Origin of the sequence: Bradyrhizobium sp. 76 (assembly GCF_023073025.1) — a bacterium.
In the GTDB taxonomy this organism is placed as follows: Bacteria; Pseudomonadota; Alphaproteobacteria; order Rhizobiales; family Xanthobacteraceae; genus Bradyrhizobium.
Genome location: NZ_JADPIS010000015.1, coordinates 463898 through 479498, shown reverse-complemented (window position 1 = coordinate 479498; position 15601 = coordinate 463898). Strand labels below are relative to the sequence as shown.

The window sequence follows — 15601 nt, the reverse complement described above, 5'->3', positions numbered from 1 at the left end:
ATGCCCCCGGGGTGGAACAAATTCAACAGAAGGGTACGCGGGACGGCAATGCTATTTTCGCGCAAATGCCTCCCGGGCCACGATCGCGCCGCCAAGGGGCAGGCCGGCGGTCTTCAGTGCGGTCGCCGCCGGGTCGCCCGGCGCAGCCAACCAGGGCAGTTTCGTTTCGATTCCGCGCGTCACGGACTCCCCGAGCGCGCCACCGAAATCGATCGGCCAAAGCCCGTTGGGCACCATTTCGGCGGTAAGGCCACGGAGTGCATAGCCGTCGCCCAGGACCGCCTCCGCATGGTCGCCGGCGACAAGGCGCGCCGTCGCAGGGTCCATGGGATCGCCAAAGCTCACCAGCACGGGCAGTAGGTCCCCCTGCACCGCGACGACGCCGGTCTGCCGGTTGAGCTCGTTGAACGAGACACGGTTGCCTCGCGCGGCGCCATAAGCGCGGAGCGCGACATAGTTGATGTCGTCGAGATCGAGCTTCGCGCCCTGCTGATGCGCCAGCAATGCCACCACATTCTTTCCCCGGCCGAGGTCGACGAACACAGCCTCGCCGCGCATCGTGGTGCGGCCGCCCCGGCTATAGCCGCGATCGGGCACGACGGCCAGAATACCGGAGCCGGACTTGACGCCTTCGGGCGTCGTCACCTCGACCGTGAGGCGATATTTGTGGCCGGGCCGGTTGATCCGGATCTGGTCGCCAATCACGAGCACGGCCAAAAGCCCGAGCAGACCCACCCATTTGCTGATGAAACTCAAGCGCGCCCCACCTGTTCTCTCCTCGTCGGTCTGCACCGTTCATACGGCAGCGTCAAACCAGCGCGTTGACGCGGTCTTGATCAAAAGCGTGTTTGTCGAAAGACTGCCCCCCGGTCCACCTAAAGGACATTGCGTGATCACATTCCCGGATGAACGACCCCCGACCCGCTTTGATCTGGCTTGGGGCATTTCGGTCGGCGGCATCGGCGTGGTGCTGTTCGCCGTGCTGCTCGCGTTCTCCTGGTACTTCGCGACCACCCTGCTCCTGATCTTCGCCGGGGTGCTGCTGGGCCTTGGGCTCAACGCGCTGACCAACGCGCTTGGCCGGCATGCGCGTCTGCCGCATGCGCTGCGGCTCGCAATCGTCTGCTTGGCCCTCGCGCTCATGCTCGCGGGCATCGCATATCTCGGCGGCGCCACCATCGCCGATCAGGCAGCGGGACTCAGCAAAACCATCAAATCCCAGATCGGCAACGTCAAATCATTCCTGGACAATCACGGCATCGACACCAGCTTCTTCGATTTCGGGAGCTCCGGACCCGATTCGTCTCCCGACGCGCAACCGGAGCCGACGCCGTCGGCCGGCACGACGTCGCGCGGGGCAATACCCGGCGCAGGCGCCCTTGCCTCCAGCGGCGGGGCGATCGTGAGCCAGACGTTCAAGCTGCTGCTTGGCACCATCCACGGCGTGGGAAACATCTTCATCGTACTGTTTCTGGGAGTCGCCTTCGCCGCCCAACCCAGCCTCTATCGCGAGGGATTGCTGTTCATCGCGCCTGCAAAACATCGCGCGCGCGCGGCCGTCATCATCGACCGCGTCAGCGAGACACTTGAACGATGGCTGATCGCACAGATGATCGTCATGCTCGCGGTCGGCGCGGTAACCTGGATCGGGCTTCTCATCATCGGCATCCCGGGCTCCTTCATCCTCGGGATTCAGGCGGGACTGCTCGGCTTCATTCCGACCGTCGGCGCCATCATTGCCGGCGTTGTGGTCGTGCTGGCGAGCCTCGCCTCAGGATGGATTCCGGCGCTGTCGGCCTTTCTCCTCTTCATGGGCGTCCACGCCATGGAGAGCTACGTGCTGACGCCCCTGCTGCAGCGGCAGGCACTGGACATCCCGCCGGCTACGTTGTTCGCGTTCCAGATCCTGCTCGGCGTCGTGTTCGGAATCTGGGGCCTGGCGCTGGCGCTGCCTCTGGTCGCCATCGCCAAGGTCGTGATCGACCACTTCAAGACGTATGAAGCGCCGCCTCTGGCGGAGGCGGCCTGAGCCGCCTCAGGTGGTGAGCACGGTTTCGGTATGCTCGACCTCGGGGGGTGCCGCAAAATACTGGCCGACGAGGCCGCGCCATTCGGTGAAATTCTCGGAGCCGCGGAAATCGACGGTATGGTTCTCGAGCGTTTCCCACTTCACCATCAGACGATAGCGCTGCGGCTTCTCGATCGACTTGTGCAGCTCGAAACCATGGAAACCCTTGGAGCGGCCGAAAGCGGCCTTGGCCTTGGCGACGGCGGCCTCAAAGTCCTTCTCGCTGCCCGGCTTGACGTCGATTTGCGCGATCTCGGTGATCATCTGTTTCCACCCATTTTTGTTCGATGGGAGTGTCTACCGCAGCCCGCGACAAAGAAAAAGGCGCCGAAACGGCGCCCTGCCCGGTCCGAAAATGCAGATCACTCAGGCGAGCAGCAGAGCGGTGCCCGCCACGATCAGCGCACAACCGGCGAACAGCGCAAGCGGCCAGTAATTGCGGCCTTGCGTGTAATGCCCCTGGGCGCGGCGCTCGGTGATCAGCGCGCTCTCATATTCGTCCGCGGTCGAGAACAGGCAGGCGAAGCCGCCGCGTGCCGAAGTCGCCGCGGCTTCGAGCGACATCAGGGCGGTCTGCGGGTTCTGTCGACGGATCGATTCCATGACCGCAATGGTAGGGATCGAATGGTAAACAGGGGATTACCGCAAGGCCTCCGGCCTAAGCTGTCGCCGTCTGCGCCTTGGACTGCGTGTTGGAGACGCCTATCCGTGCGGCGCTCTGGCGGCGCCAGTTCTCCAGCGACAATGGCAGCTCCTCCGCCGCCTCGACGCGGTTACGGCCGCCGCGCTTGGCCTGGTAAAGCGCGGTGTCAGCCGAGGCCAGCAGCACTTCGAGCTCGGTGCCGGCCGGACCGCCCGCGACGCCGATGCTGACGGTGGTGTCGACCGGGCCCTCATCGACGACGACCCCGGAGGTCTCGAAGGCTTCGCGCACGCGCTCGGCCACCAGCACGCCCTCCTCCAGCGAACACGGCAGGAGGGCGGCGAACTCCTCGCCGCCGATGCGACCCGACATGTCGCTGATGCGCAGGTTGCTGACGACGACGGTCGAGAACAGTTTCAGCATCTCGTCGCCGGCGGGATGGCCGAAGCGGTCGTTGATCGACTTGAAATGATCGATGTCGAAGATCATCACGGTCACGGGACGGCCGGCCTTGGCCTCGCGCTCGATCACGCGTCCGCAGGCTTCCGAGAAGCCGCGGCGGTTGAGCATGCCGGTCAGCGGATCGGTGGACGCGGCGGTCCGGTGCGCAGTGACCGTGCGCTCGGACACCAGCATGAAGATCACGAACACGGTGCCGACGGCATAGAGCACGAGCTCGACCGCGAACACGGTGACCCAGATGCTGTTGGAGAAGCCGGCATCGTTCGGGCGCAGGAAACTGCCGAGCAGGATCGGCAGCATCAGGACGCAGCCGTGCATCACCGGGACCACGAAGGCCGGCCAGCGCCGTTGCAGGCTCTTGCGCCGCTCGACCCAGAGCTCGCTCGCCGTCAGCGCCGCATAGACCGAGACGATGCCGGCGCCGACGATCATGCGCAGCATGGACGCCGCGGGATCGAGCAGCGTGGCGGCAGCGGTCCAGGCGAGCGCGCCGACCAGGAGACCCGGCCAGTTCGGCTTGCGGCCATGAAAGACGCGCGCCGCATTCCACACCATGCCGCAGGCGACGAAGCCGACTGCGTTCAGCGCAAGGTAAAGATGCGGGCCCAGCTTGTCGCCGGCCGCCGTCCAGAGCGCGACCGATGCGGCGCCGAGGAGATAGGCGGTGCCCCACCATTTCAACGCAGGGCTGTTCTCCTGCCTTCCGAAAAATACCATCATGGCGCCGAGCAGTGCGGCGACCATGGTGGCGACCAAATAGAGCGTGATGCTATCGAGCGACATCATGTCGGCCCCCTTCTAGACATAGCAGTTACGCGATCGGCTCCACCGATTTGCGCGCCCTTCCAAATGCGACGCTATGTCTCGCGGGTTCCATTCAGGTTTTCATGCGAGCCCAAGTTTTCAGGAAACACGCCATCAATTTGCATACAAACGAACAGCAAAAAGGGCGCTGAAATCAGCGCCCTTTTGCATCTCATTGAAGCCGCTTTCGCGGCGAATGCGACCGAAGCGATTAACGCTTCGAGAACTGGAAGGACCGGCGGGCCTTGGCCTTGCCGTACTTCTTGCGCTCGACCACGCGGGAGTCGCGGGTGAGGAAGCCGCCCTTCTTGAGCACGGTGCGCAGCTCCGGCTCGAAATAGGTCAGCGCCTTCGAGATGCCGTGACGGACGGCACCGGCCTGGCCGGACAGACCGCCGCCGGCAACGGTGCAGATCACGTCATACTGGCCCGAGCGCGCGGCCACGGAGAACGGCTGCTCGATCATCATACGCAGCACCGGACGGGCGAAATAGACCTCGACCTCGCGCGCGTTGACCGTGACCTTGCCGGCGCCCGGCTTGATCCAGACGCGAGCGACCGCGTCCTTGCGCTTGCCGGTGGCATAGGCGCGGTTGAACTTGTCGACCTTCTTCTCGTGCTTGGGCGCGTCGGGCGCGGCCGCCGTCTTGAGCTGCGAGAGCTGGTCGAGCGACTGGATGGATTCGGCCATGTTATGCGGCCCTCGTGTTCTTGCGGTTCAACTTGGCGATGTCGATCTTCTCGGGCGTCTGGGCCTCGTGCGGATGATCGGCGCCGCCATAGACGCGGAGATTGCCCATCTGGACGCGACCGAGCGGACCACGCGGGATCATGCGCTCGACGGCCTTCTCGAGCACGCGCTCGGGATGCTTGCCCTCGAGGATCTGGCGCGCGGTGCGCTCCTTGATGTGGCCGACGTAACCAGTGTGCTTGTAATAGGTCTTCTGCTCGCGCTTGCGGCCGGTGAGAACCGCATACTGCGCGTTGATGATGATGATGTTGTCGCCGCAATCAACGTGCGGGGTGTAGGTCGGGAGGTGCTTGCCGCGCAGGCGCATGGCGACGATGGTGGCGAGACGGCCGACGACCAGACCCTTGGCGTCGATCAATACCCACTTCTTCGTCACCTCAGCCGGCTTTGCCGAAAAGGTTTTCATGTCAGAGTTTCCGTGGACGGGGAGCATCGGTGCGAACACCGCACCGGACTGGGCGGTTTTCTAGAGAACGGGGGCGCCGCGGTCAATGCCCAAAGGCGTAATTTACATGTGCAATATCAATTGCTTAGAAATATGGTATTAAAATACCCGCAAAAAGCTCAAATGTTTGGAATGGAATAGGTCGAGGTGACATGCGCAATCGGGTCGGGCGAGGTACCGGACAACAGCTTCACCTCACCGACCGCGAGGCGCTTGCCGAGCTTGAGCAGCCGCGCCTCCGCCAGCACGTCCTGCCCGGGTTGCCCCTTGCGCAGGAAGTTGATGTTGAGATTGGTGGTGACGGCGAGCCCGATCGGCCCGATCGCGGACAACAGCACCACGTACATCGCGAAATCGGCGAGTGCCATCAGGGTCGGGCCGGACACGGTTCCGCCCGGCCGCAGCATCTTTTCGCTATAGCGCTGACGCAAAAGGCAGGCCTGACCGTCCGCGCTCTCGATCGTGATGTCGTCGCCGCTGAAGGCCTGGGGAAACTCGTTGCGGAGGAACTGCTCGAGCTCCGCCACGCTCATTTTCGCTAACGCCATGCTACCCCTCACCCTCGCTTCACGTCCCCTGTTACATTAAGTTATCTGCGTCATCCAATCGCAATAATCCAACCGGAAACGCTTTGATGTCCGTCCAGGCCGCCCGCGTCCCCTCCCCGCAACCACCGATCCTGCTGCGCGAGACCGTGGGCCCCATCGCGGTCCTGACCCTCAACCGCCCGGCCGCCCGCAACAGCCTGTCGGCGACGCTGATCGCAAGCCTGCATGCCGAGCTCAACGAGATCCGGGACGACAAGTCCGTCCGCGGGGTCGTGATCGCGGCCAACGGTCCCGCCTTCTCCGCCGGCCACGACATGAAGGAGCTGACCGCGCGCCGCACCGACCCGGACCGTGGCCGTGCCTTCTTCGCCGAGATGATGACCGCCTGCAGCGCGATGATGCAGGCGATCGTGCACCTGCCCAAGCCTGTGGTCGCATCGGTCCAGGGCATTGCGACCGCGGCGGGCTGCCAGCTCGTGGCAAGCTGCGATCTCGCCATCGCCTCGGAAGCAGCACACTTCGCCACGCCCGGCGTCGACATCGGCCTGTTCTGCTCGACGCCGATGGTGGCGCTGTCGCGCAACGTGCCGCGCAAGCAGGCGATGGAGATGCTGCTGACGGGCGAGCCGATCCCGGCCGCGCGCGCCCGCGAGATCGGCCTCGTCAATCGTGTCGTCGCCGCCGGCACTGAGCGCGCTGCCGCCATTGCGCTCGCCGAACAGGTCGCGCTGAAATCCGCCCACACCGTCAAGCTCGGCAAGGAGGCGTTCTATCGCCAGGCCGAGATGAGCCTTGCAGACGCCTATCGCTATGCGGCAGAGGTGATGACCGACAACATGATGGCGCGAGACGCCGAGGAAGGCATCGGCGCTTTCATCGAGAAGCGCACTCCGATATGGCGGGATGAGTAATTCGTCATTGCGAGCGGAGCGAAGCAATCCAGAATCCCTCCGCGGAGACAGACTGGATTGCTTCGTCGCTTCGCTCCTCGCAATGACGGCGAAAAGATGAGCCCGAAAAGATAAGCCAATGAACCACGACGCCTATCCCGACAATTACATCCGGGGCATCCTCAACAACGTGAAGTCGATCGCGATGGTCGGCGCTTCGCCTGTCAACGTGCGGCCAAGCTATTTCGCGTTCAAATATCTGGCCCAGCGCGGCTACGACATGATTCCGGTCAACCCCGGCCATGTCGGCAAGGAGCTGCTCGGAAAACCCTTCGTCGCCTCGCTGTCCGACATCGGTCGTCCCGTCGACATGATCGACATTTTCCGCAACTCCAGCCACATCATGCCGGTGGTCGAGGAAGCCCTCACCCTCGATCCGCTGCCGATGGTGATCTGGATGCAGCTGGGGGCGCGGGACGATGCGGCGGCGCTGAAGGCGGAATCGGTCGGTATCAAGGTGGTGATGAACCGCTGTCCCAAGATCGAATATGGCCGCCTGTCGTCGGAGATCTCCTGGATGGGCGTCAATTCACGCACGCTGAGCTCCAAACGCGCCCCGGTGCCGACGCAGGGCATGCGCTTATCCCTCAATCGGATGAGTGTCGGCGGCGGCGACACCGCGGCATCGGACCGCGCCGCCAAGAACAAGAGCGAGCAAAGCTGACGCAATTGCGAAGGTTTCATTTCGCGAACGCGACAATGCGTAGCACGATCGTTCCGATGTGAAGCCGCGCCTTGACGGCAGCCGCGGCGCCAATCAGCATGCCGCGCGATTTCAGACCACGAGAACAGGACGCCCTCAATGAGCGATCGCCTTCCGGGATTTTCGACCCTCGCCGTGCATGCCGGTGCACAGCCCGATCCCACCACCGGTGCGCGCGCGACTCCGATCTATCAAACGACATCGTTCGTCTTCAACGACGCCGACCACGCCGCCTCGCTGTTCGGCCTGCAGGCGTTCGGTAACATCTATACCCGCATCGGCAATCCCACCAATGCGGTGCTGGAAGAGCGCGTCGCGGCGCTCGAAGGCGGCACGGCCGCGCTTGCGGTGGCCTCGGGCCATGCCGCGCAGGTCGTGGTGCTGCAGCAATTGCTCCAGCCCGGCGACGAGTTCATCGCCGCGCGAAAGCTCTATGGCGGCTCGATCAACCAGTTCACGCACGCGTTCAAGAGCTTCGGCTGGAACGTGGTGTGGGCCGATCCCGACGACATCGCGAGCTTCGAACGCGCGGTCACGCCGCGCACGAAAGCGATCTTCATCGAGTCCATCGCCAATCCCGCCGGCAGCATCACCGACATCGAGGCGATCTCGACGGTGGCGCGCAAGGCGGGCGTCCCGCTGATCGTCGACAACACGCTGGCCTCGCCCTATCTGATCCGTCCTATCGACCACGGTGCCGACATCGTCGTGCACTCGCTGACGAAGTTTCTCGGCGGCCACGGCAACTCGATCGGCGGCATCATCGTCGATGCCGGCACCTTCGACTGGTCGACCGGCGGCAAATATCCGATGCTCTCCGAGCCACGGCCCGAATATCACGGCATCCGGCTGCAGGAGACGTTCGGCAATTTCGCCTTCGCGATCGCCTGCCGCGTACTCGGCCTGCGCGACCTCGGACCCGCGCTGTCGCCGTTCAACGCCTTCATGATCCTCACCGGCATCGAGACATTGCCGCTGCGCATGCAGAAGCACTGCGACAATGCGAAAGCGGTCGCCGAATTCCTCGCCGGCCATCCGGCGGTGGCCGCGGTGAACTATGCGGGCCTTGCAAGCGACAAGTACAACCAGCTCGCGCGCAAATACGCGCCGAAGGGTGCCGGCGCCGTGTTCACTTTCAGCCTGAAGGGCGGCTACGATGCTGGCGTCAGCCTGGTGTCGAAGTTGCAGCTGTTCTCGCATCTGGCCAATGTCGGCGACACCCGCTCGCTCGTCATCCATCCAGCCTCGACCACGCACAGCCAGCTCGACGACGCCGCCAAGGTCAAGTCCGGCGCCGGCCCCGACGTGGTGCGGCTCTCGATCGGCATCGAGGACAAGGAAGATTTGATCGCCGATCTGGAGCAGGCGCTGGGCGCGTAGCTGTCCTGGTCATTCCGGGGCGCTTGAGTGCGCCCCGGAATATGGCTCCAGTTAACAGTCATTAACCATATCTGCCGCATACATCGTCCCTGGATCACCCCTTTTGATTCGGAGCCGACGATGCTGCGCTGGATGGTGCCTGCCCTTGCGGCGATGCTGACGGTCTCAGCTGCGGTTGCGGCCGATTTGCCGGCCACGCCGAGGCGGCGGGCGGCCGCTCCGCCACAGGAGCCGCCGCAGGTCTATGTCGAAACCGATCCGGATGCGCTGATCTCGCCGGCCTATGGCATCGGCAGCTACATTCGCAATTTGCCGGGTACGCCACTACTGCCGGGCTCGCATACGCTGCCGGGCTATTACGGCCGCCCCTGGGACTACGATTACCAGGGCGCGTATTACGGCGGGAAGCAGGTCGATTATTTCTGGCGCCTGCCCTATTCGTGCGGCATCTACGGCTATTGCTGAAGAGCAGATCCGATCAGCTGGCCTGACCGACGGGAACGGCGCGCGGCTGCGCGTCGGTTGCGCCACGCGTCGCGAGCCGTTCGGTCTGCATCACCGCAAGCGTCAGCACCAGGATCGCGACCGCCTGATGCGCGAGCGCGAGATCAATCGGCACCTGGTTGAGCAGCGTGAGGATGCCGAGCACGCCTTGCAGGCTGACCGCGCCCAGCAGCAAAAGCGCGCCGCTCGCCGCAGACCCCGCGCGTGAACGCACCGCATCGAACGCGTGCAACGCCGCCAGCGCGAACAGCGCATAGGCCGTCATGCGGTGCTCGAACTGCACCGTCAGCACATTGTCGAACATATTGCGCCACCACGGCGTCTCGAACCACAGCCGCTCCCCTGACGGAATGAACGCGCCGTCGATCTGCGGCCAGGTGTTGTAGGCGCGGCCGGCGCGCAAGCCCGCAACCAGCGCACCGAAATAGATCTGGATGAAGGTCACGACCAGGAGCAAGGCGCTCGTGAAGCGCAGCCGCGAGGGTGCTGCGATCGGCGGACGCTCGGCAAGCCGCCGCACCGTCCAGACGATGCCGGCGAAGATCACGAGCGCGAGCACAAGATGCGTTGCCAGCCGATATTGCGACACCTCGACGCGTTCAGACAGCCCCGAGGCCACCATCCACCACCCTACCGCGCCCTGGAGCCCGCCGAGCCCGAACAACAGCCACAACCACCGCTTCAACTCGCCGGACAGGCCGCCGCGCCAGAGGAAAAACAGGAACGGCAGCAGATAGGCGACGCCGATGAAACGGCCGAGCAGCCGGTGGCTCCATTCCCACCAGAAGATCTCCTTGAACTCGGACAGGCTCATGCCGGCGTTGAGCTCGCGATATTGCGGGATCGTCTTGTAGGCCTCGAAGGCCGCCGTCCACTGCGCTTCCGAGAGTGGCGGAACGCTGCCCGTGACCGGCTTCCATTCGACGATCGAGAGTCCGGATTCCGTCAGCCGCGTCGCGCCCCCGACCAACACCATCAGCGCGATCAGCGCAGCGACTGAGATCAGCCACCAGCGCACGGCGCGATGCGGCTCGGTGGGGGCGGAAATCGTCGTCATTCGAGGCAAAACCAGAGCTTGAACCGGACTGCGTGCCCCTTATAGTCCCCCGCTTCCGCAGCGCAAGTTACGCGAAAGCCGCGATATTCCGTCATGACGATCCGCACCCGCAAGTTCCTCGGCACCATCCTGCTCCTGGTGCTCGCAACCGTCTGGGCCCTGCTCGGCATGGCGCTGGCGCAGATGCCCTGGATCGCCGAATCCGGCTGGCGGCAGGCAATCTATTATGTGGTGGTCGGCATGGGCTGGGTGCTGCCGGCGATGCCGATCGTGAGCTGGATGCAGCGGCCCGACCGGGTCAAGTCGAGTTCGTAGCGCTTTTAGGTCGCAGCAGTGCCGGTTGGCTTCACCGGCGCAAAAGCAACCCCCGACACCAGCACCCGCATGATGCGCAGCGAGCGCACCCGGCCATCCCAGGAAATGCGCGGCAACGCGCGCAGATTGGTGCGTCCCTCCGCGTCCACGACGCCCGGGATCGTCGTCACCGCGCTGACAAAGCCGGCCTCCTCCGCCATGATGACATGGCTGCGCCGGAACGAGGCGCGATCGCCGACCGGAAAGGCGAGATGGCGGATGTCGCGATCGAAGGCCACTTCCGCCACCGCCTTGCCCATCGTCATCTCGCGCAGCGCGGCGGCATCCTTCATGTTGGCGAGAACGGGATAGTTCACGGTCGCACTGCCGATCGTCACCAGCGGGTCGGCCGCAAGCCTCGCCAGATCCTCCCAATTCATCGATGCCTTGCGTGAGAGCGCGGCAAGGTCGACCCGGTAGCGCGCGCAGAGGTCTGCGATCGCGACCGACACATCCGCCGGCGGCAGCGAGCGCAGCCAGGCCTCGACGAACGAAAACAGCGCCTGCTTCTCGGCGTTGTCAGTCACAGTAAAGCGCTGCTCCTTCTCGCCCATCATCAGGCTGACACGGCTCTCGCGCGCGATCACCTGTTCGAGTCCGAGCCACCAGGCCTCACCGACGCCGTCGGGAAATGCCGTGGGCACATAGATCGTGAAGGGCACGGCGTGGCGCGCCAGCACCGGATAGGCAAAGTCGATAAGGTCCTTGCCGGCGCCGTCGAAGGTGAGTGCCACGAAGCGCCGCTGTTCCGACAGCGTCACCGCGCGCCGGCAGACCTCGTCCATGCCGAGAAAATCATACTTCCACCGCTTCAGGGCGCGAATGGCGCGATCGAGGAAATGCGGCGTGATCTCGTTCTCGCGCAGCGGCTGAAACCCGCCGCGCCGCCGCGGCCGTACATGCATAAAGCGCAGGATGGCGCCGGCACCACGACTGCGCAGCGCAGCGTGGCCTGTGAACCAGGTCAGCTCAAGGCGCAGCCGTTCCAGCCATCTGTCGTCGGATGCCAATGTCCCACCTCGCGCCTGTCGGCGGCCGTTCCCCCTCTTATAGTCATTACTCTTTGTTGACACTTCTTTGCAAAGGTCGGCCACAGGCCGAATTACGCATATTCTTGACTTCTCGACAGGTTCGCGAATGACCATGGCTGCGGCGATGCAAAGCCGGACGGCAGAATTGCCAGCGCGGTCGAAAGCGGGCCGCATCGCGCATGTCGATATCGTCACCGATCTCGGCGCGGCCGAGGCCGCCTGGCGCGCCTTCGAGCAGCCCGGCCAGCTCTTCACGCCCTATCAGCGATTTGATCTGCTCAGTCCCTGGCAGCGTCTGGTCGGGGAGCACGAACGCGCCCGCCCTTTCATCGTCGTGGCCCGCGACGCCGAGCATCAGCCACTGCTGCTGCTGCCGCTCTCGCTGCGCCAAAACCACGGCGTCCGCACGGCCTGCTTCATGGGCGGCAAGCATACGACCTTCAACATGGGCCTGTGGAACGCCGAATTTGCAGCGCAGGTCACCATCGGCGATCTCGACGCGCTGCTTGCGCCGCTCGGCGAGCATGCCGACGTTCTCGCACTGACGCAGCAGCCGCTGCACTGGAACGACCAGCAGAACCCGTTCGCGCATTTGCCGCGCCAGAGCGCGATCAACGGCTGCCCGCTGCTCACGATGGAACCGGGCGGTCCGCCGGCATCGCGGATCACCAACTCCTTCCGCCGCCGCCTCAAGAGCAAGGAGAAGAAGCTCCAGGCGCTCGCCGGCTATCGCTATCATTTGGCGACCACCGATGCGGACATCACCCGCCTGCTCGACTGGTTCTTCCGCGTCAAGCCGGCGCGGATGGCCGAACAGAAGCTTCCCAACGTCTTCGCCGAGCCCGGCGTCGAGCCATTCGTCCGCAGCGCCTGCCTTGCGCCACGCGGTGAAGGTCGCGCCATCGACATCCATGCGCTCGAATGCGACGACGAGGTGATCGCGATCTTCGCCGGCGTCGCCGACGGCCAGCGCTTCTCGATGATGTTCAACACCTACACGATGTCCGAGCACGCCCGCTACAGCCCCGGGCTGATCCTGATGCGTTACATCATCGACCGCTGCGCCGAGCGCGGCTATCGCTCGCTCGACCTCGGCATCGGCTCGGACGAGTACAAGCGGATGTTCTGCAAGGACGATCAGGACATCTTCGACAGTTTTGTTCCGCTGACGTCACGCGGAAAACTCGCGGCCATGGCGATGTCCTCGCTGAGCCACGGCAAGCGGCTGGTGAAACAGAACCAGATGTTGTTCGACCTGGCGCAGCGGCTACGGCGAGCGTTCGGGTAGCTCTCGCATTGCACGACTGCCCTCCTTCTCCCCTTGTGGGAGAAGGTGGCGCGAAGCGCCGGATGAGGGGTTGTATCAGCAAATCAAAATGCGAGAGGCACGCGCGGAGAGAGACCCCTCACCCGTCTCGCCGCTATCGCGGCGAGCCACCCTCTCCCACAGGGGGAGAGGGTAAGAAACGCCTACGCCGCCACGACGCGTGGCGCGTCCCTCGCATCCGACGGCTGCACCGACCTGCTCAGCATCGTCACTTCGCTGAAGCCGACGGCGCCGAGCTGCTCGCACATCAGCGCGCGCGCATCCGGCGTCATCGACACCTCAGGCACCACGACGGCGCGGGCATTCGCCGTCAGGAGCTCGGCCGGAAGGTCGGAGGCACTGCCGGCATCGAGCAGCACGTGGTCGTAGGCGCGCAGCAGCGCGTCGATCGCGAGCGTCACGCGCGGCGACTGCAACAGGCTGCGATCGAAGCCGGGGCGGCCGGCCATGACCAGATGCAGCCGCGAGACCTTGTCCCGGGTGATGATCTGCGCGAACGATGCCTCGCCCTGCATGAGCTCGGCAAGGCCGGGGGCCGAGGCATCGACGGACACGGCGGCCATGGTCGGCGAGGACGCGGCGAGATCGACCACGACGACCCGCGCGTCGCGCGCCAGGTGCCGGGCCAATGTCAGCGCCGACAGCGTGATGGCTTCGCCGCTCGCGGTGCCGAGCACCGTGACTTTCTTCGCCATGGCCCCGGCGGCGCGCAGGCTGTCGGCCAGCTGTTCGATCTCCGCGAATTCGGTGACATCGGCGTCGGCCGTCATCTCCGGCTGAAGCGGCGCGGGTTCTGCCATGACTGGATCGACGAAGGGCTCGACCACCACCGGTTGGACGATCTGTTCCTGGCGAGCCGACGCCCGCGCGAGCGCCGGCGCGAACACCGCTACCGCCCGGGGCGCGGTCTGGCGCAACAATTCTCCGGTGACGACGACGCCGGACGAGAGCAGCAGTGTCGCGACCGTCGCGATCAGCACGATCGGCAGCTTCTTCGGATAGGCCGGCGTGTTCGAGACGACGGCGCGCGAGATGATGCGGCCATCCGTCGGCGCGGTGTCGATGGTCTCGCGGGTGTTGGCTTCACGGTACTTCGCGAGATAGGTTTCGAGCAGGTCGCGCTGGGCCTTGGCCTCACGCTCGAGGGCGCGGAGCTGCACGTCCTGGCCGTTGGTGGCCGTCGCCTGCTTCTTGAGCTGCTCGAGGCTTGCGGACAATTCCTGAACGCGGCCGCTGGCGGCGCGCGCATCGTTTTCGAGCGTGCGGGCGAGCTTGGCGGCCTCGTCGCGGATCTGGGTGTCGAGGTCGGCGAGCTGTGCCTTCAATTCCTTGATGCGTGGATGGTTGCCGAGCAACGTCGACGATTGCTCGGCTAGCTGCGCCCGCAACGCCACTCGCTGCTGGGAGGGCGTGCGCATCGATTCCGAGTTCAGCACTTCGGACGATTCGATCGGTTTGCCGCTCTGGATCATCTCGCGGATCAGGCGCGCCTTGGACTCGGCGTCGGCCTTGAGTGCGCGCGCATTGTTGAGCTGGGTGTTGACCTCGCCCATCTGCTGGTTCGACAGCGTCGTGTTGTTGGTGCCGACGAACAGGCTCGACTTGGAGCGGAAGTCCTCGGCCTTCGCTTCGGCCTCGGAGACATTCCGTCGCAGCTCGTCGATCCTGCCGGCATACCACTGACTGGCGTTTCGGGCCTGATCCTGGCGCGCATCCTGCTGGAGCACGAGATAGCCGTCGGCGATCGAATTGGCGACGCGCACGGCGAGATCGGGATCGGCAGACTGGAATTCGATCACGATCACGCGTGACTTATCGACGGCGTAGGCCTGGAGGCGCTCGTAATAAGCGTCCAGCACGCGTTCTTCCGGCGTCATCGAGAACGGATCGCGGCCGATGCCGATCAGCGCCGCGAGCGACTTCAGCGGCGAGATGCCTTGCAGCACCGGATCGAACTCGGGCCGTTCCGCAAGCTTGTTCTTCTTGATGATCTCGCGCGCGAGATCGCGCGACAGCACGAGCTGCACCTGGCTGGTGACGGCTTCGGCGTCGAGCGCCTGCCGTTCCTCGGCGCGATCACTGTTGGGGCGCAGAAACACGTTCTCGCGGCCGTCGATCAGGATGCGGGATTCGGACTTGTAGCGCGGCGTGATGAGATTGACGATCGCGACTGATGCGACCAGCGCCAGCACCGTCGGCACGATGATCCAGCCGCGCTTGCGCGCCAATGCCGCACCGAGCGCGTGCAGGTCGATGTCGCCGGATTCGACTGGCGCCGGCCGAGGAGCAACGGACGCAGGCTTCGCTTCAATGCTGGGCTCGAGTTCGGCCCGCTTGGCTGCGACCTTCGAGACAGCCCGCTCGACCACCGCCTTGTCCTTGCCGGCACGCCAGAACGCTAAACGCATCGAACACTCCCGCAGGCGCAACGCCACGAACCTACCTCAACCGGGGCGATTACACTCCATTAAGGTTGCCGCTGGGTTAATCGTGGCGTGCGGCAGCTCGCGCGTACACGTCCGTCACCGTTTGTTAACCACGAGGGCTCTTAATCCGTCTCGAATTTCGTGAGAT

The 15601-nt window shown here is 64.7% G+C and carries 17 protein-coding genes; 7 read left to right on the top strand and 10 right to left on the bottom strand.

Annotation, left to right across the window (positions count from 1 at the left end; translation table 11 throughout):
* Positions 1–51: 51 nt before the first annotated feature.
* Positions 52–756, bottom strand: a complete 705-nt coding sequence (locus IVB48_RS03225; protein ID WP_247397399.1) for a hypothetical protein — start codon at positions 754–756, stop codon at positions 52–54.
* Between the two features lie 136 nt (positions 757–892).
* Between IVB48_RS03225 and IVB48_RS03220 the strand changes: the two genes are divergently transcribed.
* The gene (locus IVB48_RS03220; protein ID WP_247398144.1) at positions 893–2029 is read left to right on the top strand and encodes an AI-2E family transporter; all 1137 of its coding nucleotides are present in this window, start codon (positions 893–895) and stop codon (positions 2027–2029) included.
* Between the two features lie 6 nt (positions 2030–2035).
* Here IVB48_RS03220 and IVB48_RS03215 read toward each other — a convergent pair whose 3' ends face one another.
* The 6 genes from IVB48_RS03215 to IVB48_RS03190 form a co-directional block, all read right to left on the bottom strand.
* Positions 2036–2332, bottom strand: coding sequence for an antibiotic biosynthesis monooxygenase family protein (locus IVB48_RS03215; RefSeq protein WP_027518288.1), 297 nt, complete (start codon positions 2330–2332; stop codon positions 2036–2038).
* 102 nt (positions 2333–2434) lie between these two features.
* Entirely contained in the window at positions 2435–2671 is a 237-nt protein-coding gene (locus tag IVB48_RS03210; RefSeq protein WP_027567226.1) for a hypothetical protein, read from the bottom strand.
* A 55-nt stretch (positions 2672–2726) separates the two neighbouring features.
* Positions 2727–3959: a GGDEF domain-containing protein gene (locus tag IVB48_RS03205; RefSeq protein WP_247397395.1), complete on the bottom strand. Its 1233-nt coding sequence runs from the start codon at positions 3957–3959 to the stop codon at positions 2727–2729.
* Between the two features lie 229 nt (positions 3960–4188).
* A complete protein-coding gene (gene rpsI, locus IVB48_RS03200; protein WP_007603485.1) occupies positions 4189–4668 on the bottom strand; it encodes a 30S ribosomal protein S9 in 480 nt (159 codons plus the stop codon).
* 1 nt (position 4669) lies between these two features.
* Positions 4670–5134 carry a 50S ribosomal protein L13 gene (gene rplM / locus IVB48_RS03195; RefSeq protein WP_007603484.1) on the bottom strand — a complete coding sequence of 155 codons (465 nt, stop codon included), beginning with the start codon at positions 5132–5134 and terminating at the stop codon, positions 4670–4672.
* Between the two features lie 158 nt (positions 5135–5292).
* A complete protein-coding gene (locus tag IVB48_RS03190; RefSeq protein ID WP_247397392.1) occupies positions 5293–5721 on the bottom strand; it encodes a PaaI family thioesterase in 429 nt (142 codons plus the stop codon).
* 86 nt (positions 5722–5807) lie between these two features.
* Between IVB48_RS03190 and IVB48_RS03185 the strand changes: the two genes are divergently transcribed.
* The 4 genes from IVB48_RS03185 (at position 5808) to IVB48_RS03170 (ending at position 9219) form a co-directional block, all read left to right on the top strand.
* A complete protein-coding gene (locus IVB48_RS03185; RefSeq protein WP_247397390.1) occupies positions 5808–6632 on the top strand; it encodes an enoyl-CoA hydratase in 825 nt (274 codons plus the stop codon).
* Positions 6633–6750: 118 nt separating this feature from the next.
* On the top strand, positions 6751–7335 hold the full coding sequence (locus IVB48_RS03180; protein ID WP_027567229.1) for a CoA-binding protein: 585 nt from the start codon (positions 6751–6753) through the stop codon (positions 7333–7335).
* Between the two features lie 138 nt (positions 7336–7473).
* Positions 7474–8754, top strand: coding sequence for an O-acetylhomoserine aminocarboxypropyltransferase (locus IVB48_RS03175; RefSeq protein WP_027567230.1), 1281 nt, complete (start codon positions 7474–7476; stop codon positions 8752–8754).
* Between the two features lie 120 nt (positions 8755–8874).
* Positions 8875–9219, top strand: coding sequence for a hypothetical protein (locus IVB48_RS03170; RefSeq protein WP_247397375.1), 345 nt, complete (start codon positions 8875–8877; stop codon positions 9217–9219).
* A gap of 13 nt (positions 9220–9232) precedes the next feature.
* Here IVB48_RS03170 and IVB48_RS03165 read toward each other — a convergent pair whose 3' ends face one another.
* Positions 9233–10315, bottom strand: a complete 1083-nt coding sequence (locus IVB48_RS03165) for a COX15/CtaA family protein (protein ID WP_247397371.1) — start codon at positions 10313–10315, stop codon at positions 9233–9235.
* Between the two features lie 93 nt (positions 10316–10408).
* On the opposite strand from IVB48_RS03165, the gene IVB48_RS03160 reads away from it, so the two are divergent.
* Positions 10409–10630: a DUF2842 domain-containing protein gene (locus IVB48_RS03160; RefSeq protein ID WP_247289430.1), complete on the top strand. Its 222-nt coding sequence runs from the start codon at positions 10409–10411 to the stop codon at positions 10628–10630.
* 5 nt (positions 10631–10635) lie between these two features.
* On the opposite strand, the gene IVB48_RS03155 is transcribed toward IVB48_RS03160, so the two are convergent.
* Positions 10636–11679 carry a polysaccharide deacetylase gene (locus IVB48_RS03155; RefSeq protein WP_247397368.1) on the bottom strand — a complete coding sequence of 348 codons (1044 nt, stop codon included), beginning with the start codon at positions 11677–11679 and terminating at the stop codon, positions 10636–10638.
* Between the two features lie 127 nt (positions 11680–11806).
* Between IVB48_RS03155 and IVB48_RS03150 the strand changes: the two genes are divergently transcribed.
* Entirely contained in the window at positions 11807–12988 is a 1182-nt protein-coding gene (locus tag IVB48_RS03150) for a GNAT family N-acetyltransferase (protein ID WP_247397366.1), read from the top strand.
* A 182-nt stretch (positions 12989–13170) separates the two neighbouring features.
* Here IVB48_RS03150 and IVB48_RS03145 read toward each other — a convergent pair whose 3' ends face one another.
* Positions 13171–15435, bottom strand: coding sequence for an exopolysaccharide transport family protein (locus tag IVB48_RS03145; protein ID WP_247397362.1), 2265 nt, complete (start codon positions 15433–15435; stop codon positions 13171–13173).
* Positions 15436–15601: the final 166 nt, after the last annotated feature.